The following is a 23,013-nucleotide window of genomic DNA, read 5'->3' as shown; positions in this document are numbered from 1 at the left end:
CGGGTTACTGGAAGGGTAATTAGGCATGCAGAAAGAACAGCTTTCCGCTTTAATGGATGGGGAAACTCTGGATAGCGAGCTGCTAAGCATTTTGTCGAAAGACGAATCAATGCAGCAAAGCTGGGAGAGCTACCACCTAATCCGCGATACAATGCGCGGCGATACCAGTGAATTACTTCATTTTGATATTGCAGCCAATGTCATGGCAGCGATTGAAAATGAGCCAGTGCGTCATGTCACGCCACTCATTACTGAACAGCAACCAAAACCAGAGCAATGGCAGAAAATGTCGTTCTGGAACAAGGTGCGTCCGTGGGCAAGCCAACTGACCCAAATGGGCGTTGCTGCATGCGTATCGCTTGCAGTAATCGTTGGTGTGCAGCACTATAATGGCCAGTCTGACAACCCTGCTCAACCTGAAGCTCCGGTGTTTAACACTTTGCCTATGATGGGTAAAGCGAGTCCGGTAAGTTTAGGTGTGCCGTCTGATAGCACAGCCAGTACGGGTCAGCAGCAGGTACAGGAACAGCGTCGACGTATCAATGCCATGTTGCAAGATTACGAATTGCAGCGTCGTTTACACGCCGAGCAACTCCAGTTTGAACAGGCACAAACCCAGCAAGCTGCGGTACAAGTGCCAGGAAACCAAACTTTAGGAACTCAATCGCAGTAATGAAGCAACTTTGGTATGCACTGTCTCTTATGACAAGCAGCCTGTTGTTCAGCTCAAATGCCTCGGCGGACACTGTTTCGTCCGGGGCATTGTTGCAGCAAATGAACCAGGCAAGTCAGTCACTCAATTATGAGTTGGCATTTATCAGCATTAATAAGCAAGGCATAGAATCTTTACGCTATCGCCATGCAAGGCTTGATAATCGTCCGCTTGCTCAATTGCTTCAGATGGATGGACCTCGCCGGGAAGTTGTCCAGCGTGGCAGTGAAATCAGCTACTTTGAACCTGGGCTTGAGCCGTTTACGCTCACCGGTGATTACATCGTTGATTCGCTTCCATCAATCGTCTACACCGATTTCAAACGCTTAACGCCATATTACGACTTCATTTCTGTCGGACGCACTCGTATTGCCGATCGCTTATGCGAAGTGATTCGCGTGGTGGCACGAGACGGTACGCGTTACAGCTATATGGTGTGGATGGACTCAGAAACCAAATTACCGCTGCGGGTAGATTTGCTGGATCGCGATGGCGAAACGCTGGAACAATTCCGCGTGATCTCCTTCAACGTCAGCAAAGAAGCCAATGGCATGATGCAAAGCCTGTCAAAGGCGAGTTTGCCGCCATTACTGTCAGTTCCTGGTGCTGAAAAAATCAACTTTACCTGGGCACCGACCTGGTTGCCGCAAGGTTTTAGCGAAGTCTCCAGTAGCCGCCGTCCGTTGCCGACTGTTGATGTGCCTATCGAATCCCGTCTGTATTCCGATGGTTTATTTAGCTTCTCGGTAAATATTAGTCGTGCTGCAAGTAATAGCACCGACCAGATTCTGCGTACCGGGCGCCGCACCGTAAGTTCTGAAATTCGTGATAAAACAGAAATCACGATTGTTGGTGAACTCCCGCCGCAAACGGCAAAACGTATCGCCGACAGCATCAAATTCAGGAACGGGCAATGATCAAAGAGTGGGCAACCGTCGTCTCCTGGAGTCAGGGTGAAGCGTTGTTGAGCTGCGATGTGAAGGCATCTTGCAGTAGCTGCGCTTCACGCGCGGGCTGCGGCAGTCGCATCCTCAATAAGCTTGGCCCGCAAACCAGCCACACCTTATCGGTTGCCTGCGATACTCCGCTGGTGGCCGGTCAAAAAGTCGAATTGGGTATTGCTGAAGGCAGCCTGCTAGGTTCGGCATTGCTGGTTTACATGTCGCCACTGGTGGGTTTGTTTATTGTCTCGGCTCTTTTCCAGGCGATGTTTGGTACAAACTTAGCTGCGATATGTGGTGCGTTGCTGGGAGGTGTGGGTGGTTTTCTGATCGCGCGCGGGTTCTCTTTAAAACTCAGCCGTCGTGAAAACTGGCAGCCTGTTATTCTCAGCGTGGCCCTGCCGCCAGATGCGCTCAGAGTCGAAACCGTGACCTCTACGGACAACCCTTGAAGCCTCCAATACCCGCTATCTGTTCGACACTCATTCCTTCGGCTTTTCATCACTCAGCTAAGCTTGCATGATGACCTGTTTCCTCGCTTTCTGGTTGTAGTGTAGAATGCGGCGTTTCAGGCAAAAGACAGCCATTGACATCATGCTCTGTACAGCGCGTAGCGCCGAGCTTTCCCGGATTTGTAAGGCATAAAAACCTCTAACTATGAAGAATATACGTAACTTTTCTATTATTGCCCACATCGACCACGGCAAATCGACGCTGTCTGACCGTATTATCCAAATTTGCGGCGGCCTGTCCGATCGTGAAATGGAAGCCCAGGTTCTTGACTCTATGGATCTGGAGCGTGAACGTGGAATTACCATCAAAGCGCAAAGCGTTACCCTGGATTACAAAGCAAGTGATGGCGAAACTTATCACTTGAACTTTATCGACACCCCTGGCCACGTTGACTTCTCTTATGAAGTTTCCCGCTCCCTTGCGGCGTGTGAAGGTGCGTTGCTGGTGGTTGATGCCGGGCAGGGCGTTGAAGCTCAGACCCTGGCAAACTGCTACACCGCCATGGAAATGGATCTGGAAGTGGTTCCAGTTCTGAACAAAATTGACCTGCCAGCAGCCGATCCTGAACGTGCAGCGCAGGAAATTGAAGATATCGTTGGCATCGACGCGGCTGATGCCGTACGTTGCTCGGCGAAAACCGGTTTTGGCGTAACGGATGTTCTTGAACGTCTGGTACGCGATATTCCAGGTCCAGAAGGTGATCCGGAAGCGCCATTACAAGCGCTGATCATCGACTCCTGGTTCGATAACTACCTCGGTGTTGTCTCTCTGGTCCGTATCAAAAACGGCACCATGAGAAAAGGCGACAAAATCAAGGTGATGAGTACCGGCCAGGTTTATAACGCTGACCGTCTGGGCATCTTCACACCGAAACGTGTTGATCGTGATGTGCTGGGCTGCGGTGAAGTAGGCTGGTTGGTCTGTGCAATCAAAGACATCCTCGGCGCGCCAGTTGGCGATACCTTGACGCTTTCACGTAACCCGGCAGATAAAGCCTTGCCAGGCTTTAAAAAAGTGAAGCCGCAGGTTTATGCGGGCCTGTTCCCGGTTAGCTCTGACGACTACGAAAATTTCCGTGATGCGTTGGGCAAACTGAGCCTGAACGATGCCTCCCTGTTCTTTGAACCAGAAAGTTCAACCGCGTTAGGCTTTGGCTTCCGCTGTGGCTTCCTTGGTCTGCTGCACATGGAAATCATCCAGGAACGTCTGGAACGTGAATACGATCTGGATCTGATCACCACTGCGCCAACCGTAGTTTACGAAGTGGAAACCACCACCGGCGAAACGATTTATGTTGATAGCCCATCGAAGCTGCCAGCACTGAATAACATCACGGAACTGCGTGAGCCGATTGCCGAATGCCACATGCTGATGCCTCAGGAATATCTGGGCAGCGTGATCACTCTGTGTATCGAAAAACGTGGTGTGCAGACCAACATGGTTTACCACGGTAACCAGGTTGCGCTGACTTATGAAATTCCAATGGCTGAAGTGGTGCTCGACTTCTTCGACCGTCTGAAATCGACCTCCCGTGGTTATGCGTCGCTGGACTATAACTTCAAACGTTTCCAGGCGTCAGACATGGTGCGTGTTGATGTTCTGATTAACGGCGATCGTGTTGATGCTCTGGCATTGATTACTCACCGTGGCAACTCGCAGTTCCGTGGCCGCCAACTGGTTGAGAAAATGCAAGAACTGATCCCGCGTCAGCAATTTGATATTGCGATTCAGGCGGCTATCGGCGCACACATTATTGCGCGTTCTACCGTTAAACAATTGCGTAAAAACGTTCTGGCAAAATGCTACGGCGGCGATGTTAGCCGTAAGAAAAAGCTGTTGCAGAAACAGAAAGACGGTAAGAAGCGTATGAAGCAAGTCGGTAACGTCGAACTGCCTCAGGAAGCGTTCCTTGCCATTCTGCATGTCGGCAAAGACAGCAAATAAATTAAGGAGTTGGCATGGCGAATATGTTTGCGCTAATCCTCGTGATAGCGACGCTGGTAACGGGCATTTTATGGTGCATCGATAAATTCATCTTTGCGCCAAAGCGCCGTGAAAAACAGTTGGCAGCGCAAGCTGCCACTGGTGATGCGCTTGATAGCAAAACGCTGAAAAAAGTGGGACCGAAACCAGGTTGGTTAGAAACGGGGGCATCCGTATTCCCGGTGCTCGCGATTGTCTTGATCGTGCGTTCATTTGTTTATGAGCCGTTCCAGATCCCGTCGGGTTCAATGATGCCAACGTTATTAATCGGCGATTTTATTCTGGTAGAGAAATTTGCCTATGGCATTAAAGATCCTATTTACCAGAATACGCTCATCGAAACCGGCCATCCGAAACGCGGCGATATTGTGGTGTTCAAATATCCACAAGATCCACGTCTTGATTACATCAAGCGCGCCGTTGGTTTACCGGGCGATCGCGTCAGTTACGATCCTGTTGCCAAAGAAGTCACAATTCAGCCAAATTGCAGTTCCGGTCAGGCATGTGATAACGCGTTGCCAATCACCTACAGCAATGTAGCACCAAGTGATTTTGTGCAGACGTTTGCACGTCGTAACGGCAGTGAAGCGAACTCGGGTTTCTTCCAGTTGCCGCAAGACCAGACCAAAGAAAACGGTATTCGTCTGGCTGAACGTAAAGAGACGCTGGGCGATGTAACTCACCGTATTCTGACCGTGCCAATTGCTCAGGACCAACTGGGGATGTATTACCAGCAACCAGGGCAACAACTGGCGACCTGGATTGTGCCACCGGGCCATTATTTCATGATGGGTGATAACCGCGATAACAGCGCTGATAGCCGTTATTGGGGCTTTGTTCCTGAGGCGAATCTGGTGGGTAAAGCGACCGCAATTTGGATGAGTTTCGAGAAACAAGAAGGTGAATGGCCGACGGGTGTTCGTTTAAGTCGTATTGGCGGAATTCATTGATCAATTAAATCCATTCAGATAACGACTTTCCACGTCGTTATCTATAGAATATCCCCCCGTATTAAGGTTGGCTCCTCTTTGAGGAGCCACGGCAAACGAAACAGCGTTGGTTCTCTTTTTCAGGTCTGTTCCGTGTGCTGAATAATTGACGCATTCATTAATTGGTATCGCATGAACCCCATCGTAATAAATAGGCTGCAGCGTAAGCTGGGCTACACTTTTGTACATCAGGATCTGTTGCAGCAGGCATTAACGCATCGCAGTGCCAGCAGCAAACACAATGAGCGTCTGGAATTTCTGGGTGACTCCATTCTTAGCTATGTTATTGCAAACGCGCTTTACCATCGTTTCCCTCGTGTAGACGAAGGTGATATGAGCCGTATGCGTGCGACGCTGGTACGCGGAAATACGTTGGCAGAAATTGCCCGTGAATTTGAGTTAGGTGAATGTCTGCGCCTTGGCCCGGGTGAGTTGAAAAGTGGCGGATTCCGTCGCGAATCTATTCTGGCCGATACCGTAGAAGCCTTAATTGGTGGCGTTTTCCTCGACAGCGATATCCAGAATGTTGAGCGTTTAATTCTTTCCTGGTACCAATCTCGTCTGGATGAAATTAGCCCAGGCGATAAGCAAAAAGACCCTAAGACGCGTCTGCAAGAGTATTTGCAGGGTCGCCACTTGCCACTGCCATCTTATTTGGTGGTGCAGGTTCGTGGTGAAGCGCACGATCAGGAATTTACCATTCACTGTCAGGTGAGTGGCCTGCCTGAGCCGGTAGTAGGTACCGGTTCAAGCCGCCGTAAAGCGGAACAGGCTGCAGCTGAGCAGGCGCTTATCAAGCTGGAGCTGGAATAATGAGCGAAGAACAAACCTTTTGCGGATTCGTGGCCATCGTTGGTCGCCCGAACGTCGGCAAATCCACGCTGCTAAACCAGTTGCTTGGGCAAAAAATCTCTATCACTTCCCGTAAAGCGCAGACCACGCGTCACCGCATTATGGGTATCCATACCGAAGGCCCGTATCAGGCAATTTATGTTGATACCCCAGGGCTGCATATGGAAGAAAAACGCGCGATCAACCGCTTGATGAACAAAGCGGCGAGTAGCTCCATCGGTGATGTTGAACTGGTTATTTTCGTTGTTGAAGGGACCAAGTGGACCGCCGACGACGAAATGGTACTCAACAAACTGCGTGACGCGCGTGCGCCGGTTATTCTGGCAGTGAATAAAGTCGATAATGTGCAGGATAAAGGCATTCTGCTGCCGCATCTGCAATTCCTCGGCAGCCAGATGAACTTCCTCGATATCGTGCCTATTTCTGCTGAACACGGCATGAACGTCGACACTATCGCCAGCATCGTGCGTAAACGTCTGCCAGAAGCGACTCATCACTTCCCTGAAGAGTACGTGACTGACCGTTCACAGCGTTTCATGGCCTCCGAAATCATCCGTGAAAAGCTGATGCGCTTCCTGGGTGCGGAACTGCCATATTCTGTCACCGTGGAAATCGAACAGTTCGTGAGTAACGCCCGTGGCGGTTATGACATCAATGGTTTGATTCTGGTTGAACGTGAAGGCCAGAAGAAAATGGTGATTGGAAACAAGGGCGCCAAAATCAAAACCATCGGTATCGAAGCGCGTAAAGACATGGAAGAGATGTTTGAAGCGAAAATTCACCTGGAGCTGTGGGTGAAGGTGAAATCCGGTTGGGCAGACGACGAACGTGCACTGCGTAGCCTGGGCTATACCGACGATCTGAAGTAATAAAATGGAAGGCTGGCAACGGGCTTTTGTCCTGCATAGTCGCCCCTGGAGCGAAACCAGCCTTCTGCTTGACCTCTTTTCTGAAGAGTCAGGGCGCGTTCGAGTTTTAGCGAAAGGCGCCCGTTCTCGCCGCTCCAACCTTAAAGGCACCCTCCAACCTTTTACCCCCTTGCTGGTTCGCTGGGGCGGACGTGGCGATGTTAAAACGCTACGTAGCGCCGAAGCTGTCTCGCTGGCACTTCCCTTAAGTGGTATTACGCTTTACAGCGGCCTGTACGTGAATGAACTGGTTTCACGCGTGCTGGAAGATGAAACGCGTTTCTCTGAATTATTCTTCGATTACCTCCATTGTATTCAGGCTTTAGCGGGAACCAACGGTTCACCGGAACCGGCATTGCGTCGTTTTGAACTGGCACTGCTTGGGCATTTGGGATACGGCGTGGATTTCCTGCATTGTGCCGGTAGCGGTGAAGAAGTCAGCGACACCATGACGTACCGTTATCGCGAAGAGAAAGGTTTTATCGCCAGCCTGGTGGTGGATAATCGCACTTTCACCGGCCATGAACTGAAAGCGCTCGCCAACCGCGAATTTCCTGATGTTGTCAGTTTACGCGCCGCTAAACGCTTTACCCGCATGGCGTTAAAACCTTATCTGGGTGGAAAACCGCTCAAAAGCCGCGAATTGTTCCGCCAGTTTGTGCCCAAAAAACCACCACTCAAATCACCTCAAGACCTGCAATAACGCACGGCCGTAGCCATGGTTTCCTCTCACGGTGTAAACTGCCAGAACTCAAACCGTTCTGACCCCGAGGAAAGGCATGTCTGAATTACTGTTAGGCGTCAACATCGATCACATCGCCACTCTGCGTAACGCACGCGGCACGGCATATCCCGATCCTGTGCAGGCTGCATTCATTTGCGAGCAGGCAGGGGCAGACGGTATTACGGTTCACCTGCGTGAAGATCGTCGCCACATCACCGATCGCGATGTGCGCATTCTTCGCCAGACCCTCGACACGCGTATGAACCTCGAAATGGCGGTTACCGAAGAGATGATCGGTATTGCCTGCGAAACCAAACCTCACTTCTGCTGCCTGGTGCCGGAAAAGCGTCAGGAAGTGACCACTGAAGGCGGCCTCGACGTTGCAGGCCAGCTGGATAAAATGCGCGACGCCTGCAAACGCCTGGCGGATGCCGGTATTCTGGTTTCCCTGTTTATCGACGCTGACCACGCGCAAATTGATGCCGCCGTGGCCGTCGGTGCGCCGTATATCGAAATCCATACGGGTTGCTACGCTGATGCAAAAGACGAAGCGACTCAGGCCAAAGAACTGGCGCGCATTGCGGAAGCGGCAACGTACGCCGCCGGTAAAGGGCTGAAAGTCAACGCCGGGCACGGTCTGACTTATCACAACGTGAAAGCTATTGCGCGTCTGCCGGAAATGCACGAGCTGAATATCGGCCATGCGATTATTGGCCGTGCGGTAATGAGCGGTTTGAAAGAAGCGGTCGCAGAAATGAAACGCCTGATGCAGGAAGCGCGTAGCTAATGGCAATTCTTGGCCTGGGCACTGACATCGTAGAGATAGCGCGAATTGAAGGGGTTATCTCACGTTCGGGCGACCGCCTGGCGAAGCGGGTGCTCAGCGCCAATGAATGGCTGCAATACCAGGCGCACCAGCAACCGGTGCGCTTTTTGGCTAAACGTTTTGCAGTAAAAGAAGCGGCGGCGAAGGCGTTCGGAACGGGGATTCGCAACGGCCTGGCGTTTAACCAGTTTGAAGTGTTTAACGATCCTTTGGGTAAACCGCAATTACGTTTTTGGGAAGAGGCCGAGCGAGTCGCGCAAAAATTAGGTGTGCGTTCAGTGCATGTGACGCTTGCTGATGAGCGCCACTATGCTTGCGCAACAGTCATTATTGAGAGCTAAAGCTTGTGGGCGTGATGCAACTGGACAAACTTATCCCACAGTTGCTCTTCGTTTTCCTGATGTGCCGGATCGCTGATAATCGTGTTTGGGATCGGGCAGACTTTCTGGCAGGTTGGCGTTTCATAATGCCCGACGCACTCGGTACAGCGATCGGTATTGATCTGATAAATGCTATCCCCCATGGAAATGGCCTCGTTCGGGCACTCCGGCTCGCACATATCGCAGTTGATACATTTTTTAGTGATAAGTAGCGCCATGGGGAAATCTCGATAACAACAGAAACAGGGCGGGCATTATACGCCCAATCCTCGATCAAACCAGTTTTTTTACCAGCGCTTCGCTATGGCGAATACGCTCTGGCGCACGTTCCAGATCCCGTTGTACCAACGCCATAAACAGCAAATCGGTCAGCATCATTTGCGCGCTGGTGGAAGAGATAGCCGCACTTCGCGTCGCTTGTTCTTCGGCGATGGTATACAGGCAAAGTGTGGCGCGTTGCTGTAACGCATTCGGAGTAAAACCGGTAATGGCGAGGATTTTCGCGCCGGTACGCAGCGTTTCATCCGCCGCAAGATTTATCTCACGTCGTTCACCAGAATAAGAAATCGCCAGCAGAACATCCTCAGGGCTTGATGCCTGAGCGGTTGCCAATAAGGCGTGCATATCTTGTTCTGCCACCGCATTAATGCCAATTTTCATTAGCTTCCAGGCAAAGTTCTTGGCAACCAGGCCGGATGCGCCAATCCCAACCAGCAGCACTCGCCGCGCACTACGCAACATATTCACGCTCGCCAGCAGCTTTTCTTCGCTATTAACATCAAGCGTGGCATGCATCGCAGCCATATTGTCTTTAATGAGCTTTTCACCGACCAGGCGCAGCGGGTCATCCCCAAGAATCAGGTTATGAACCGGAACCGATTGTGGATCCTGGCCGCTTGCCAACGCTTCGCTGATAGCCAGTTTCAGGGCGGGGAAGCCTTTGAAACCCAGCTTTTGGGAAAACTTCACCACACTTGACTGACTCACCCCGGCTTCAGCTGCAAGCTGCTGCGAACTTAAATGACGTGCGTGATCGGGTTGTTCCAGCAGAAAATCGGCCAGTTTACGGTCACTCTGTGCCAGGGTGGAATAACGGCTTCGGATTCGCAGTAAACAGTTCATTTCCTCTCCAGTGTGCCGGGTCAATTGCCCTGGCGGCTCAATAATAGCGTAAATTCACTCGCCTGAATTCATTGTATATTCCATTATTACCAAACCTGAAGGAATTAATTATTCAAACCCCACGCGCACAAACGTTAGTGTCCGTAACCGGAAAAGTGAGGTTCTATCTGTTAGGCTTACTGATAGCCCTTATTGACTGAATAACGATTCAGAGGAGAAACGTTTGACCACTCAGAGTGAGCGTCGGGTAGTATTTTTCGATTTAGATGGCACGCTGCATCAGCAGGACATGTTCGGCAGCTTCTTGCGCTACCTGTTGCGCCATCTGCCCCTCAATCTGTTACTTGTCATTCCGCTTTTGCCGGTGATAGGAGGGGCGCTGCTGATTAAAGGACGTGCCGCGCGCTGGCCGATGAGCCTGTTACTGTGGGGCGCGACGTTTGGTCATAGCGAAACGCGCCTCAAACAACTGGAAACGGACTTTGTCACCTGGTTCCGTGGGCGCGTTACTGCCTTCCCGGTCGTTCAGCAACGGCTGACGGATTACCTGACCAGTTCCGATGCGGATGTTTGGTTAATCACCGGCTCACCGCAGCCGCTGGTTCAGCAGGTTTATTTCGATACGCCGTGGCTCCCAAAAGTTAAGCTGATTGCCAGCCAGATTAAGCGCTCTCACGGTGGGTGGGTACTGACCATGCGCTGCCTGGGTCATGAGAAAGTGGCTCAACTGGAACAGAAAATTGGCACGCCGTTACAGCTTTATAGCGGCTATAGCGACAGCAACCAGGATAACCCGCTGCTCTATTTTTGCCAGCACCGCTGGCGCGTCACACCGCTTGGGCAATTGCAGCAGCTTGAGTAATACCCTTCATACTTCGAGTTGCGGGTGTGTATAATGCGCCGCCCGAAACAGCCTTTGCCCGGAGAGTCCCTTGTCAGAAAGTGAATTTACCCATGAATACTGGATGCGCCACGCGTTAACACTCGCTCGTCGCGCATGGGATGAAGGTGAAGTTCCGGTTGGGGCGGTGCTGGTTCATAACAATCAAGCGATCGGGGAAGGCTGGAATCGCCCGATTGGCCGACACGATCCCACTGCTCATGCAGAAATCATGGCGCTCCGTCAGGGTGGGGTTATTTTGCAAAACTACCGTCTGCTGGATACCACGCTGTATGTCACTCTCGAACCTTGCGTTATGTGTGCAGGCGCGATGGTTCACGGGCGAATCGGCAACCTGGTATTTGGCGCGCGCGATGCTAAAACCGGGGCGATTGGTTCTTTAATGGATGTGCTTGGGCATCCTGGTATGAATCACCAGGTTAGTGTGACTGAGGGTGTTTTGGCAGAAGAGTGCTCGGCAATGTTAAGCGATTTTTTTCGAGCACGTCGGCTGGAGAAAAAGGCCCTAAAGGAAAAGGCCCGTAGCGCGGAGTAGCCAGCTCTACCGGCGAAACCACCGGATAAGCCTCTGCGTATTTTGCTTCCTGTGCTTCCTGCTTCTCTTGTTCGAGTAAATACCCAGCCAGGCTGATGTGATACTTGCGGATATTTTCCACGTACGCATACGCCTCATGGCCGCGAGCATAGCCGTAGGTCGTTTTGCTGTAATACGGTTTCAGGCTCAGCAGCGGCAGCCGCATTTTGACATCCGCCCAGCTATCCGGATTGCCTTTTTGCTTCGCCGTCAGTTGGCGGGCATCCAGCATATGGGCATAGCCCATGTTATATGCCGCCAGCGCAAACCAAATCCGCTCTTCTTCCGGCACGCTTTCCGGCACTTTCGCCATCATATCTTTCAGATAACGACTCCCGCCTTCGATGCTTTGCTCCGGGTCCAGTCGGTCGGTTACGCCGAGACTTTGCGCCGTGTTTTTGGTCAGCATCATCAAACCACGCACACCAGTTGGCGACGTCGCCTGGTTATCCCAGTGTGATTCCTGGTAAGAAATCGCCGCCAGCAAACGCCAGTCTATTTCGGTGGCATACTTTTCGAATAACGGCTGAAGCTCAGGCAGCACGGAATCCACGGCTTTGAGGAACGTGCGAGTGTCAACGTAATCAAAATCCCCAACATGGCCGAGATATTTTTCTTCCAGCCGCGCAAACGTCCCGTCGCTATTGAGTTTGTTATAAAAGTCGAGAAGGGCCGCAGAAAGGCTATCGTCGCTGTCCAGCGCACTAAACCATGTCACCGGCTGTTCATCCGTCACGTCTAAAGCGACGGCAAGTTGTGGATGGACGCGCTGGAAGGTGCTTATCGCAACAGAATCCGCAATCGTAAACGCAATTTTGCCATCGACAACTTGTTGCAGCAGTTCAGTGCTGCTGTGCTGATCGTCGATACGCCAGCTCAAATCCGGGTACTTTTCTTCTTTAAGCTTTTTCAATGCGTTGAGAGACGTTACGCCAGGGGAAAGCACCAGCTGATTTTCTTTCACCCCAGCCAGCGTTTTCGGGCGCGGGCTACCCATGCGATAAACCATCTGCTGTGAAACAGAATAGTAAGCAGGCCCGGCCTGGTACTTTTGACTGCGTTGCGTGTTGTAGACCAGCCCCGCGGCAATCACATCGGCGTTGTCATTATCAATGTCATCAAACAGTTCTTGAATGTTTGGGCGAACGGTCACTTCCAGTTTCACGCCGAGATAACGGGCGAACTGTTCGGCCATCTCGTAATCGAGGCCAATTTCCTTGCCCTGATACTGGGTATAGGTGAGCGGAGATTGAATGGTACTGACGCGCAAAACCCCCCGCGCTTGAATGGCGGCGATTCGGTTTTCGGCTTGTCCGAACCAGGGAATGGAGGGCCAGAGCGCCACTGCCAGCAACACGGTTACGGCACCGATCAGCAGATAATTAATTTTAAATCTTTTCAAATAGTTAATCTGCAACGAGGCGTCGAATTTTCGCTAACAACAGGCTTCAAAAATAGAGGTACCATTAAAAGGTGTGGCGCATTTTGCTTAACAAAACGCCACTGTGCAACATATTCAATATTTATGGATAAAATTTCGCCAACGAAAACTATTCCTTTTATTTATACGCAAACGGTTTCGTCAAGGCGGCGGATTCTCTATAATGGCGCCCGTTTTCCCCTTGCGCCCACTGAAGCGTCCCCCTGGCGTTTCGAAGACGAGAGATCTTTGATGATGGAAATTCTGCGTGGTTCGCCCGCTTTATCGGCATTTCGTATTAACAAATTACTGGCCTGCTTTAATGACGCCAACCTTCTGGTCAGCGACATTTATGCCGAGTATGTTCACTTTGCCGATCTCGACGCGCCGTTAACGGCTGAAGAGCACGCCCGTCTGCAACGGTTGTTAAAATATGGTCCAACCCTTGCCGACCACGCCCCGACCGGCGACCTGATTCTGGTCACGCCGCGTCCTGGCACCATCTCCCCCTGGTCCTCCAAAGCTACCGACATTGCCCACAACTGCGACCTGGCTAAAGTTAAACGCCTTGAACGCGGCGTGGCGTATTACATCACTGCCAGCACATTGACCGATGCACAGCGCCAGGACGTTGCCGCGCTGCTGCACGACCGCATGATGGAAAGCGTGTTTGGTGCGCTTAATGACGCGCAGCAACTTTTCTCTCAACACCAGCCTGCGCCGGTACAAAGCGTGGACCTGTTAACGCAAGGTCGCGAAGCGCTGGTTGAAGCCAATATCCGTTTAGGCCTGGCTTTGGCGGAAGACGAAATTGATTACTTGCAGGATGCGTTCACCAAACTGGGGCGCAACCCGAACGATATCGAGCTGTACATGTTCGCGCAGGCCAACTCCGAACATTGCCGCCACAAAATCTTTAACGCCGACTGGGTTATTGACGGCGTAGAACAGCCTAAGTCGCTGTTCAAAATGATTAAAAACACCTTTGAGAAAAATCCTGAGTACGTGTTATCGGCTTACAAAGATAACGCCGCAGTGATGGAAGGCTCACAGGTCGGGCGCTTCTTTGCCGACCACGAAGCGGGGCGTTACGACTATCACCAGGAAGATGCGCATATCCTGATGAAAGTTGAAACCCACAACCACCCGACGGCAATTTCCCCATGGCCGGGTGCGGCGACCGGTTCCGGTGGCGAAATCCGTGATGAAGGTGCAACGGGTCGTGGCGCTAAACCGAAAGCCGGTCTGGTCGGTTTCTCGGTGTCCAACTTGCGCATTCCTGGTTTTGAACAGCCGTGGGAAGAAGATTTCGGCAAGCCGGATCGCATCGTCACCGCGCTGGATATCATGACTGACGGCCCTCTGGGCGGCGCGGCATTTAACAACGAATTTGGTCGACCGGCGCTGACCGGCTACTTCCGTACCTACGAAGAGCAAGTTAACAGCCACAACGGCGTTGAACTGCGTGGCTACCACAAGCCAATCATGCTGGCAGGCGGTATCGGCAACATTCGAGCTGACCACGTTCAGAAAGGCGAAATCACCGTTGGCGCGAAACTTATCGTGCTCGGCGGCCCGTCGATGAACATTGGTTTAGGCGGCGGTGCGGCTTCTTCTATGGCGTCCGGCCAGTCTGATGCGGATCTGGATTTTGCTTCCGTCCAGCGCGATAACCCAGAAATGGAGCGTCGTTGCCAGGAAGTGATCGACCGTTGCTGGCAGTTAGGCGACGCCAACCCAATCCTGTTTATTCACGACGTCGGTGCCGGTGGCCTTTCCAACGCCATGCCAGAGTTGGTGAGCGATGGCGGGCGCGGTGGCCGTTTCGATCTGCGCAGCATTCTCAACGACGAGCCGGGCATGAGCCCGCTGGAAGTGTGGTGTAACGAATCCCAGGAACGTTACGTTCTGGCGGTCGCACCTGACCAGTTGCCGCTGTTCGACGAGTTATGCCGCCGTGAACGTGCGCCGTACGCCGTTATCGGTGAAGCGACTGAAGAAAAACACCTGACACTCAACGACAGCCATTTCGACAACCAGCCAATTGATATGCCGCTGGACGTGTTGCTCGGCAAAACGCCGAAAATGGAACGTAACGTTGAAACCCTGAAAGCGAAGGGCGATGCGCTGGACACTCGCAATATCACCATTGCGGATGCGGTAAACCGCGTGCTGCACTTGCCGACTGTTGCCGAGAAAACCTTCCTGGTGACCATCGGCGACCGTTCTGTGACCGGCATGGTGGCGCGTGATCAAATGGTTGGCCCGTGGCAGATCCCGGTCGCTAACTGCGCGGTCACCACCGCAAGCCTGGATAGCTATTACGGTGAAGCGATGTCGCTTGGCGAGCGTGCTCCGGTTGCACTGCTCGACTTCGCAGCATCCGGTCGCCTGGCCGTTGGTGAAGCGCTGACTAACATTGCGGCGACGCAAATTGGCGAACTCAATCGCATTAAACTCTCGGCAAACTGGATGTCCGCAGCCGGTCATCCGGGTGAAGACGCTGGCTTGTATGAAGCGGTGAAAGCTGTCGGTGAAGAACTTTGCCCGACGCTCGGCCTGACCATTCCGGTCGGCAAAGATTCGATGTCGATGAAAACCCGCTGGCAGGAAGGCAACGAACAACGCGAGATGACTTCGCCGTTGTCGTTGGTGATTACTGCGTTTGCGCGTGTTGAAGATGTGCGTCGTACCGTCACGCCGCAACTGCAAACCGAAGATAACGCCTTGCTGCTGATTGATTTGGGCGCAGGCCACAACGCACTTGGCGCTACCGCGCTGTCTCAGGTTTACCGTCAGTTGGGCGACAAACCCGCCGATGTGCGCAGCGCCGAGCAGCTAAAAGGCTTCTTTAACGCGATTCAGGCATTGGTTGCAGAGCAGAAATTGCTGGCCTACCACGACCGTTCCGACGGTGGTTTATTGGTTACGTTGGCTGAAATGGCCTTCGCCGGTCACTGCGGTGTCGAAGCAGATATCGCGACTTTGGGCAAAGATCATCTGGCAGCGCTGTTCAACGAAGAGTTGGGCGCGGTGATCCAGGTTAAAGCGGTAGATCGTCAAGCCGTTGAGCAAACTCTTGCGGATCACGGCCTGGCAGATTGCGTTCATTTCCTCGGCAAAGCCGTGGCGGGTGACCGTTTCACGTTGACCGCTGACGGTCACGCGGTATTTAGCGAAAGCCGCACCACGCTTCGCATGTGGTGGGCAGAAACCACCTGGCAGATGCAGCGCCTGCGTGATAACCCTGAGTGTGCCGATCAAGAACATCAAGCGAAAGCTAACGACAACAATCCTGGCCTGAACGTTAAACTGAGCTTTGATATTAAAGAAGATATCGCCGCGCCGTTTATCGCCAAAGGTGCGCGTCCGAAGGTTGCCGTGCTGCGCGAGCAAGGCGTTAACTCCCACGTTGAAATGGCTGCGGCCTTCCACCGTGCGGGCTTTGATGCCATCGACGTGCATATGAGCGATTTGCTGGCGGGCCGTCGTGGTCTGGAAGATTTCCAGGCGCTGGTGGCGTGTGGCGGTTTCTCTTACGGTGACGTGCTGGGCGCGGGCGAAGGTTGGGCGAAGTCCATTCTCTTCAACTCGCGCGTGCGTGACGAGTTCGAAACCTTCTTCCACCGCCCGCAAACTCTGGCGCTGGGCGTATGTAACGGTTGCCAGATGATGTCGAACCTGCGTGAACTGATTCCGGGCAGCGATTTGTGGCCACGCTTTGTGCGCAACGAATCAGACCGCTTTGAAGCGCGTTTCAGCCTGGTAGAAGTGACTTCCAGCCCGTCGCTGCTGCTGCAAGGGATGGTTGGTTCGCACATGCCAATCGCGGTTTCTCACGGCGAAGGGCATGTAGAAGTACGCGATGCGGCACATCTCGCCGCCCTGGAAAGCAAAGGGCTGGTCGCTCTGCGCTTTATCGACAACTTCGGCAAAGTGACGCAAAGCTACCCGGCGAACCCGAACGGTTCACCAAACGGGATTACGGCGGTGACCAACGAAAGCGGACGTGTGACGATTATGATGCCGCACCCTGAGCGCGTGTTCCGTACCGTAAGCAATTCCTGGCACCCGGCAGAGTGGGGCGAGGATAGCCCGTGGATGCGCATTTTCCGTAATGCGCGTAAGCAATTGGGTTAATTGTAAAGACCGCCCTCATCCTAACCTTCTCCCTGAGGGAGAAGGGATCACCTTGTTTTCTCCCTCTCTCTCCCTCTCCCTCTCCTGGGGGAGAGGGCTGGGGTGAGGGCATTATTGTCACCCATTCCCGACAATATCACTTTTCAGGTGTCTCTATTTTGAGACACTTAACCCATTGATTTTAAATGACGTAAAAATTCCACGTTTTTAGTGTTGCTAAATAGCGACATAACGAACAATAAACAATCAATTTAAACCCTACTCGAAAATACAAATAAACATAATAGAAACATCGATGTATAGAATGTGTAGCAAACATGGCACAAAGTATGCATAATACTGTGCAGTGGCTCATTCACCCTCCTATGTCAGCCCCCGCAAGGGTTGTGCTACATAAAATTTAGAATGACGCACACCAGGTGCCTGCCGTCCACCTTTTGATTATTGTCAGTCTCGTACTGCTTTATCATGCTCCGGGCGAAACGTTGAGTAAGGCACCGCCTGATTCCAGAACAAAGGCAGAGATTATTCTCTGCCTTTGTCGTTTCTGAACTTTAAACTCCTGCCAATCCCCGCTAGCATCGAATCATTCAGGTAGACAATGAGATGAAGCTATTGAACCAGTGGCATTTTTTCCCGCGATCCCTACGTCAGCTCGTCATGATGGCATTTTTGCTGGTGCTAGTACCGCTCCTGGTTCTGGCGTGGCAGGCCTGGCAAAGCCTTAACGCGCTAAGCGACCAGGCGGCAATGACCAATCGCACCACGCTGGTTGACGCCCGTCGCAGCGAAGCGATGACCAACGTGGCGCTGGAAATGGAACGTAGCTATCGCCAATACTGCGTGCTGGACGATGCGACTCTTGCGAAGGTTTATCAGGGGCAGCGTAAACGTTACGCACAAATGCTCGAAGCCCACGCCGCCGTTCTGCCTGACAATCATCTCTATCAAACCTTAAGCCAGTCGCTAAAAGATCTTGCCGAAATTCAATGCAAAAACAGTGGGCCAGATACCGCTGCGGCCGCGCATCTGGAAACCTTCGCAACGGCTAATGCCGAAATGGTTCAAGCCACGCGCGCGGTGGTGTTTTCTCGCGGGCAACAGCTCCAGCAAGAAATCGCTGAACGTGGGCAGTTCTTCGGCTGGCAGGCGCTGGTGCTGTTTCTGCTCAGCGTCGCGTTGGTGATTATCTTTACGCGCATGATTATCGGCCCGGTTAAAGGCATCGAACGGATGATTAACTTGCTGGGCGAGGGGCACTCTTTGAACAATGCGGTGTTGTTTAAAGGGCCGCGTGAATTGCGCTCGGTAGGGCAACGCATTGTCTGGTTGAGCGAGCGTCTTTCCTGGCTTGAATCCCAGCGCCATGAATTTTTGCGTCACATTTCCCATGAGTTAAAAACCCCTCTCGCCAGCATGCGCGAAGGCACCGAACTGCTGGCCGACCAGGTTGTCGGGCCGCTCACCAACGACCAAAAAGAGGTCGTGGAAATCCTCGATAACAGCAGCCGCCACCTACAAAAATTGATAGAGCAACTGCTGGACTACAACCGCAAACTGGCGGATGTTCCGGTCGAACTTGAAAAAGTTGCACTCGCTCCGCTGGTGGACGTGATTATTGCCGCTCACAGTTTGCCAGCACGGGCTAAAATGATGCGTACCGAATGCAATTTCAGCCCGGCGGCGGTGCTTGCCGAACCCATGTTGCTGATGAGCGTGCTGGATAATCTCTATTCCAATGCGGTGCACTATGGGTCTGAATCCGGTACCATTTATCTACGAAGCGCGCAGGTGGGGGACTTACTCCATATTGATGTCGGTAATACCGGCGACCCCATTCCGGATGCGGAGCGCGAGATGATTTTTGAACCTTTTTATCAGGGAAGCCACCAACGCAAAGGTGCGGTTAAAGGAAGTGGTCTGGGCCTGAGTATTGCCCAGGATTGTATCCGTCGTATGCACGGCGAATTGCATCTGATTGACGATGAAACGGTCGATGTTTGCTTCCGTATCGAGTTGCCTGTTTTTCCCGAGAACAAATAAAAAATGAAAGTGACTATATTTCGCCCTTTGTCAGCATTGTTAGTGCCCTTGTTGCTGGCGAGTTGTGTGCAACACACAGCGACCAAAGACGTAAAACATCCACCGTTGGCAGAAGAACCTAAGCAACAACTGGCGGATTACCTGTCGACCGATTGCGAAGATATCTGGCAAAACCAGAGCCACGACTCCATGAGCAACCCGCTTTACTGGCTGCGGGCGATGGATTGTGCCGAGCGTTTAGCGCCTGCGCAGGCGCGAGCAGAAGCGCGTCGTTGGCCGTCCGATAGCTGGCGCGACACTTTCAAGCGCGGCATCTTGCTGGCGAATGCCAAAATCACCCCGACCGAACGCCGCCGCTATATGGTGAAACTGGATGCGATGACGACGGAAGTCCCGTCGCAGGTGCGTTCCTTGTTCCAGGTGTGGCGCGATGGCCAGGCTTCTCTGCTGGCGCTGTCAGACGAACGCACGCGCTACAGCAAATTACAGCAAAGCTCAGACAGCGAGTTGGACACATTGCGTGAGCAGCAGCAACGGCTCAGAAGCCAGCTCAGTTTGACGACCCGAAAACTGGAAAACTTAACCGACATTGAACGTCAGCTTTCCAGCCGTAAACCTGCCAGCACAGAATTGCCGGATAACACCAAACCCGCGCAGGAGGCGAAACCATGACGCAACGTAAACCCGCAAGATTACTGCTGGTGGATGACGATCCAGGCCTGCTGAAACTCCTCGGCATGCGCCTGACGAGCGAAGGCTACACTGTCTCGACCGCCGAAAGCGGGGCCGAAGGGTTGCGTCTGTTAGGGCGTGAAAAAATCGACCTGGTGATAAGCGATTTGCGCATGGACGAAATGGACGGCATGGCGCTGTTCGCTGAAATCCAGAGAGCGTTTCCGGGAATGCCGGTGATTATTCTTACCGCTCACGGTTCGATTCCTGATGCCGTCGCCGCGACGCAGCAGGGCGTGTTTAGCTTCCTGACCAAACCGGTGGATAAAGACGCGCTGTACAAGGCAATCGACGATGCGCTGGTGCATTCGGTGATCGCCGGGGATGACATGTGGCGCGACACCATCGTCACGCGCAGCCCGGCAATGTTGCGTTTGCTGGAGCAGGCGCGCATGGTTTCGCAGTCCGATGTCAGCGTGCTGATCAACGGGCAAAGCGGCACTGGTAAAGAGATTCTGGCGCAGGCGATTCACAACGCCAGCCCACGTAGCAAAAAAGCCTTTATCGCGATTAACTGCGGCGCGCTGCCGGAACAGTTACTGGAATCAGAGCTTTTTGGTCACGCCCGTGGCGCGTTCACCGGCGCGGTCAGTAGCAGAGAAGGATTGTTCCAGGCCGCAGAAGGCGGAACGCTTTTCCTCGATGAAATCGGCGACATGCCGATTCCTTTGCAGGTCAAATTATTGCGTGTCTTGCAGGAGCGCAAAGTGCGTCCGCTCGGCAGCAACCGCGACCTGGATATCGACGTGCGCATTCTTTCCGCCACGCACCGCGATTTACCCAAAGCAATGGAGCGCGGCGAATTTCGTGAAGACTTGTTTTACCGCCTCAACGTGGTGAGCCTGAAAATTCCTGCACTGCAAGAACGCGCGGAAGATGTGCCGTTGCTGGCGAATCATTTGCTGCGCCAGTCTGCGGATCGCCATAAGCCGTTTGTGCGCAGTTTCTCAACCGATGCCATGAAACGCTTAATGGCGGCGAGCTGGCCTGGCAACGTGCGCCAGTTGGTCAACGTCATTGAACAATGCGTGGCGTTGACGTCTGCTCCGGTTATCAGTGAAGCGCTGGTTCAGCAGGCGCTGGATGGTGAAAACACGGCACTCCCGACGTTCGTCGAAGCGCGTAATCAGTTTGAGCTGAACTACCTGCGCAAATTGCTGCAAATGACCAAAGGGAATGTGACTCAGGCGGCGCGTGTTGCGGGGCGTAACCGCACAGAATTCTACAAATTACTCTCACGGCATGAGCTCGATGCCAATGACTTTAAAGAGTAGTCTGTGGTAAGTTTGGGCTATCGATGAAGTGCGGGATGACAGAGAAAATTATGAAAAAAATTGATGCGATTATTAAACCGTTCAAGCTGGATGACGTTCGTGAAGCACTGGCAGAAGTTGGCATCACTGGCATGACGGTCACCGAAGTGAAAGGTTTTGGGCGTCAGAAAGGGCATACCGAACTGTACCGTGGCGCTGAGTACATGGTGGATTTCCTGCCAAAAGTGAAAATTGAAATTGTCGTGACCGACGACATCGTTGATACCTGCGTGGACACCATCATCCGCACCGCGCAAACCGGTAAAATCGGCGATGGTAAAATCTTTGTCTTTGATGTTGCGCGCGTGGTGCGTATCCGTACCGGCGAAGAAGACGACGCCGCGATTTAATCTTTGCCCCTCATGCCAGCCTTCTCCGTCAGGGATAAGGCCGGGATGAGGGTTGTTTTAAAATCACATCACTTTATGCGGGCCAAAACATTCGTAATGAATCCGGTCTTGCTCAACGCCCAAATTCACTAGCTGCTCCGCCGCAAAGCGCATAAAACTCACCGGGCCACACAGATAAAACTGCATATCCGGCGCGCTGATTTTGCTTTCCAGCGCCAGCAAATCCATCAAACCTTCGCTATCAAATTTCGCCTGTGCACGGCAATTTTCACCCGGTGCGCGATACCAGACGTGGCGTTCAAAGCGCGGCAACTGTTCGCCCAGCACATTCACTTCATCGGCAAACGCATGCACATCACTGTGTTCTGCGGCGTGGAACCAGTTTACTTGGGCGGTGTGTTTGGTTTTCGCCAGCGTATCCAGCATGGCTAACATTGGCGTCTGGCCAACGCCTGCTGAAATCAACGTCACAGGAGTTTGCGCGTTGACATCCATAAAGAAATCACCGGCAGGCGCGGCAAGATGCACTTCATCGCCGACTTGTGCGTGATTATGCAACCAGCTTGAAACCTGGCCCAGATCTTCACGTTTCACCGCGATGCGATAGCTTTTGCCATCGGACTTGCGGGTCAGGGAATATTGACGAATTTCCTGGTGCGGGAAACCTTCTGGCTTCAGCCACACGCCGAGGTATTGACCCGGCTGATAATCGGCGACCGCTTTGCCGTCGACTGGCTCAAATTCAAAACTGGTGATCAGCGTGCTTTGCGGCTCTTTCGCCACAATACGGAATGCGCGCGTGCCTTCCCAGCCGCCATTTTTCGCGGCGTTATCCTGGTAGATTTCAGATTCGCGATTGATAAACACGCCCGCCAGCACGCCATATGCTTTGCCCCAGGCATCCAGCACTTCCTGGCCTGGGCTGAACATTTCATCCAGCGTCGCTAATAAATGACCGCCAACAATATCGTACTGCTCAGGTTTGATCTGGAAACTAGTGTGCTTCTGGGCGATTTTTTCCACCGCAGGCAACAGCACCGCGAGGTTTTCAATGTTGGTGGCATACGCGCAAATAGCATTGAACAGCGCTTCACGCTGATCGCCGTTGCGCTGGTTGCTCATATTAAAGATCTCTTTCAGCTCAGGGTTATGGCTGAACATACGATCGTAAAAATGCGCGGTGAGTTTTGGGCCGGTGGCGGCAAGCAGGGGAATGGTGGATTTCACGACAGCGATGGTTTGTGCATCAAGCATGGTATAGCTCCATTTTTAACAGCGAAAGTTAATGTTGTATTTTGAATGCATCTTATAAAACTCTCCGCAGAAAAAAAAGCACTACATTGTAAATGGGTACTTCTTTAGGTCGATATGAGTCACAGAACGTGAAATTCATTCATGTGGATGATGAAATAAACTCCGTTGAAATAGCCGATGACTTTTGCCTTCAAACCCTTGCAGGACGCCAAGCCAATCGTTTGCGTAAAAACCTCTGTCAAGGCCTATCACGTAGCACTGTTTCGGTTTACACTGTTGCCCGTTGTATTTAAGGCGGCCTTAAAGCTGTTCAAATATTTACCGTTAGCTGAGTTT

General features: G+C 52.5%; 21 protein-coding genes. 17 read left to right on the top strand and 4 right to left on the bottom strand.

Annotation, left to right across the window (positions count from 1 at the left end):
* Window positions 1-25 precede the first annotated feature (25 nt).
* From rseA to acpS, 10 genes are all read left to right on the top strand, one after another.
* Window positions 26-673, top strand: a complete 648-nt coding sequence (rseA, locus tag D6029_RS14025; RefSeq protein WP_120065345.1) for an anti-sigma-E factor RseA — start codon at window positions 26-28, stop codon at window positions 671-673.
* Complete coding sequence (gene rseB, locus D6029_RS14020; protein ID WP_120065344.1) at window positions 673-1,629, top strand: sigma-E factor regulatory protein RseB; 957 nt, start codon at window positions 673-675, stop codon at window positions 1,627-1,629. Before rseA ends, rseB begins: the two co-directional genes overlap by 1 nt.
* Entirely contained in the window at window positions 1,626-2,105 is a 480-nt protein-coding gene (gene rseC, locus D6029_RS14015) for a SoxR-reducing system protein RseC (protein WP_120065343.1), read from the top strand. The genes rseB and rseC overlap by 4 nt, the downstream gene beginning before the upstream one ends.
* Window positions 2,106-2,310: 205 nt before the next feature.
* On the top strand, window positions 2,311-4,110 hold the full coding sequence (lepA, locus tag D6029_RS14005) for a translation elongation factor 4 (protein ID WP_120065342.1): 1,800 nt from the start codon (window positions 2,311-2,313) through the stop codon (window positions 4,108-4,110).
* Window positions 4,111-4,124: 14 nt separating this feature from the next.
* A complete protein-coding gene (lepB, locus tag D6029_RS14000; protein WP_120065341.1) occupies window positions 4,125-5,099 on the top strand; it encodes a signal peptidase I in 975 nt (324 codons plus the stop codon).
* Window positions 5,100-5,270: 171 nt separating this feature from the next.
* Window positions 5,271-5,951, top strand: coding sequence for a ribonuclease III (gene rnc / locus D6029_RS13995; RefSeq protein ID WP_064513123.1), 681 nt, complete (start codon window positions 5,271-5,273; stop codon window positions 5,949-5,951).
* Complete coding sequence (gene era / locus D6029_RS13990) at window positions 5,951-6,859, top strand: GTPase Era (protein WP_120065340.1); 909 nt, start codon at window positions 5,951-5,953, stop codon at window positions 6,857-6,859. The genes rnc and era overlap by 1 nt, the downstream gene beginning before the upstream one ends.
* A gap of 4 nt (window positions 6,860-6,863) precedes the next feature.
* Window positions 6,864-7,601, top strand: a complete 738-nt coding sequence (recO, locus tag D6029_RS13985; RefSeq protein WP_120065339.1) for a DNA repair protein RecO — start codon at window positions 6,864-6,866, stop codon at window positions 7,599-7,601.
* Window positions 7,602-7,677: 76 nt separating this feature from the next.
* On the top strand, window positions 7,678-8,409 hold the full coding sequence (gene pdxJ, locus D6029_RS13980) for a pyridoxine 5'-phosphate synthase (protein ID WP_120065338.1): 732 nt from the start codon (window positions 7,678-7,680) through the stop codon (window positions 8,407-8,409).
* Window positions 8,409-8,789 carry a holo-ACP synthase gene (gene acpS / locus D6029_RS13975; RefSeq protein ID WP_120065337.1) on the top strand — a complete coding sequence of 127 codons (381 nt, stop codon included), beginning with the start codon at window positions 8,409-8,411 and terminating at the stop codon, window positions 8,787-8,789. Before pdxJ ends, acpS begins: the two co-directional genes overlap by 1 nt.
* Here the strand turns inward: acpS and D6029_RS13970 are convergent.
* Complete coding sequence (locus D6029_RS13970; RefSeq protein WP_120065336.1) at window positions 8,786-9,046, bottom strand: YfhL family 4Fe-4S dicluster ferredoxin; 261 nt, start codon at window positions 9,044-9,046, stop codon at window positions 8,786-8,788. The two genes, acpS and D6029_RS13970, sit on opposite strands and share 4 nt — an antisense overlap.
* Window positions 9,047-9,101: 55 nt before the next feature.
* On the bottom strand, window positions 9,102-9,950 hold the full coding sequence (locus D6029_RS13965) for a MurR/RpiR family transcriptional regulator (RefSeq protein WP_120065335.1): 849 nt from the start codon (window positions 9,948-9,950) through the stop codon (window positions 9,102-9,104).
* A gap of 223 nt (window positions 9,951-10,173) precedes the next feature.
* Here D6029_RS13965 and yfhb point away from each other — a divergent pair, with 223 nt between their 5' ends.
* Both yfhb and tadA read left to right on the top strand, forming a co-directional pair.
* The gene (gene yfhb / locus D6029_RS13960) at window positions 10,174-10,812 is read left to right on the top strand and encodes a phosphatidylglycerophosphatase C (RefSeq protein ID WP_120065334.1); all 639 of its coding nucleotides are present in this window, start codon (window positions 10,174-10,176) and stop codon (window positions 10,810-10,812) included.
* A 103-nt stretch (window positions 10,813-10,915) separates the two neighbouring features.
* Entirely contained in the window at window positions 10,916-11,386 is a 471-nt protein-coding gene (gene tadA, locus D6029_RS13955) for a tRNA adenosine(34) deaminase TadA (RefSeq protein WP_244212412.1), read from the top strand.
* Here tadA and mltF read toward each other — a convergent pair.
* Window positions 11,271-12,827 (bottom strand): membrane-bound lytic murein transglycosylase MltF, encoded by a 1,557-nt coding sequence (mltF, locus tag D6029_RS13950; RefSeq protein ID WP_120065358.1) that lies wholly within the window; start codon window positions 12,825-12,827, stop codon window positions 11,271-11,273. The genes tadA and mltF overlap by 116 nt on opposite strands.
* 270 nt (window positions 12,828-13,097) lie before the next feature.
* On the opposite strand from mltF, the gene purL reads away from it, so the two are divergent.
* The 5 genes from purL (at window position 13,098) to glnB (ending at window position 21,423) form a co-directional block, all read left to right on the top strand.
* Window positions 13,098-16,985, top strand: coding sequence for a phosphoribosylformylglycinamidine synthase (purL, locus tag D6029_RS13945; protein WP_120065332.1), 3,888 nt, complete (start codon window positions 13,098-13,100; stop codon window positions 16,983-16,985).
* A gap of 606 nt (window positions 16,986-17,591) precedes the next feature.
* A complete protein-coding gene (locus D6029_RS13940; RefSeq protein WP_120065331.1) occupies window positions 17,592-19,028 on the top strand; it encodes a sensor histidine kinase in 1,437 nt (478 codons plus the stop codon).
* Between the two features lie 3 nt (window positions 19,029-19,031).
* Window positions 19,032-19,700 carry a two-component system QseEF-associated lipoprotein QseG gene (gene qseG, locus D6029_RS13935; protein WP_120065330.1) on the top strand — a complete coding sequence of 223 codons (669 nt, stop codon included), beginning with the start codon at window positions 19,032-19,034 and terminating at the stop codon, window positions 19,698-19,700.
* Window positions 19,697-21,034: a two-component system response regulator GlrR gene (gene glrR, locus D6029_RS13930; protein WP_120065329.1), complete on the top strand. Its 1,338-nt coding sequence runs from the start codon at window positions 19,697-19,699 to the stop codon at window positions 21,032-21,034. The genes qseG and glrR overlap by 4 nt, the downstream gene beginning before the upstream one ends.
* Before the next feature lie 50 nt (window positions 21,035-21,084).
* Window positions 21,085-21,423, top strand: a complete 339-nt coding sequence (glnB, locus tag D6029_RS13925; protein WP_002438074.1) for a nitrogen regulatory protein P-II — start codon at window positions 21,085-21,087, stop codon at window positions 21,421-21,423.
* Window positions 21,424-21,486: 63 nt separating this feature from the next.
* Here the strand turns inward: glnB and hmpA are convergent, their stop codons facing one another.
* Window positions 21,487-22,677 (bottom strand): NO-inducible flavohemoprotein, encoded by a 1,191-nt coding sequence (hmpA, locus tag D6029_RS13920; protein WP_120065328.1) that lies wholly within the window; start codon window positions 22,675-22,677, stop codon window positions 21,487-21,489.
* Window positions 22,678-23,013 lie beyond the last annotated feature (336 nt).

Origin of the sequence: Buttiauxella izardii, from assembly GCF_003601925.1 — a bacterium.
Taxonomy (GTDB): Bacteria; Pseudomonadota; Gammaproteobacteria; order Enterobacterales; family Enterobacteriaceae; genus Buttiauxella; species Buttiauxella izardii.
Note: the sequence above shows the minus strand (reverse complement) of the source record. Positions and strands in the feature narration are given on the sequence as shown.

Excerpts from the sequence above, each read along its gene's own strand:
- rseA (WP_120065345.1), top strand. The coding sequence starts at position 26 with ATGCAGAAAGAACAGCTTTCCGCTTTAATGGATGGGGAAACTCTGGAT.
- rseB (WP_120065344.1), top strand. The coding sequence starts at position 673 with ATGAAGCAACTTTGGTATGCACTGTCTCTTATGACAAGCAGCCTGTTG.
- rseC (WP_120065343.1), top strand. The coding sequence starts at position 1,626 with ATGATCAAAGAGTGGGCAACCGTCGTCTCCTGGAGTCAGGGTGAAGCG.
- lepA (WP_120065342.1), top strand. The coding sequence starts at position 2,311 with ATGAAGAATATACGTAACTTTTCTATTATTGCCCACATCGACCACGGC.
- lepB (WP_120065341.1), top strand. The coding sequence starts at position 4,125 with ATGGCGAATATGTTTGCGCTAATCCTCGTGATAGCGACGCTGGTAACG.
- rnc (WP_064513123.1), top strand. The coding sequence starts at position 5,271 with ATGAACCCCATCGTAATAAATAGGCTGCAGCGTAAGCTGGGCTACACT.
- era (WP_120065340.1), top strand. The coding sequence starts at position 5,951 with ATGAGCGAAGAACAAACCTTTTGCGGATTCGTGGCCATCGTTGGTCGC.
- recO (WP_120065339.1), top strand. The coding sequence starts at position 6,864 with ATGGAAGGCTGGCAACGGGCTTTTGTCCTGCATAGTCGCCCCTGGAGC.
- pdxJ (WP_120065338.1), top strand. The coding sequence starts at position 7,678 with ATGTCTGAATTACTGTTAGGCGTCAACATCGATCACATCGCCACTCTG.
- acpS (WP_120065337.1), top strand. The coding sequence starts at position 8,409 with ATGGCAATTCTTGGCCTGGGCACTGACATCGTAGAGATAGCGCGAATT.
- D6029_RS13970 (WP_120065336.1), bottom strand. The coding sequence starts at position 9,046 with ATGGCGCTACTTATCACTAAAAAATGTATCAACTGCGATATGTGCGAG.
- D6029_RS13965 (WP_120065335.1), bottom strand. The coding sequence starts at position 9,950 with ATGAACTGTTTACTGCGAATCCGAAGCCGTTATTCCACCCTGGCACAG.
- tadA (WP_244212412.1), top strand. The coding sequence starts at position 10,916 with ATGCGCCACGCGTTAACACTCGCTCGTCGCGCATGGGATGAAGGTGAA.
- purL (WP_120065332.1), top strand. The coding sequence starts at position 13,098 with ATGATGGAAATTCTGCGTGGTTCGCCCGCTTTATCGGCATTTCGTATT.
- D6029_RS13940 (WP_120065331.1), top strand. The coding sequence starts at position 17,592 with ATGAAGCTATTGAACCAGTGGCATTTTTTCCCGCGATCCCTACGTCAG.
- qseG (WP_120065330.1), top strand. The coding sequence starts at position 19,032 with ATGAAAGTGACTATATTTCGCCCTTTGTCAGCATTGTTAGTGCCCTTG.
- glrR (WP_120065329.1), top strand. The coding sequence starts at position 19,697 with ATGACGCAACGTAAACCCGCAAGATTACTGCTGGTGGATGACGATCCA.
- glnB (WP_002438074.1), top strand. The coding sequence starts at position 21,085 with ATGAAAAAAATTGATGCGATTATTAAACCGTTCAAGCTGGATGACGTT.
- hmpA (WP_120065328.1), bottom strand. The coding sequence starts at position 22,677 with ATGCTTGATGCACAAACCATCGCTGTCGTGAAATCCACCATTCCCCTG.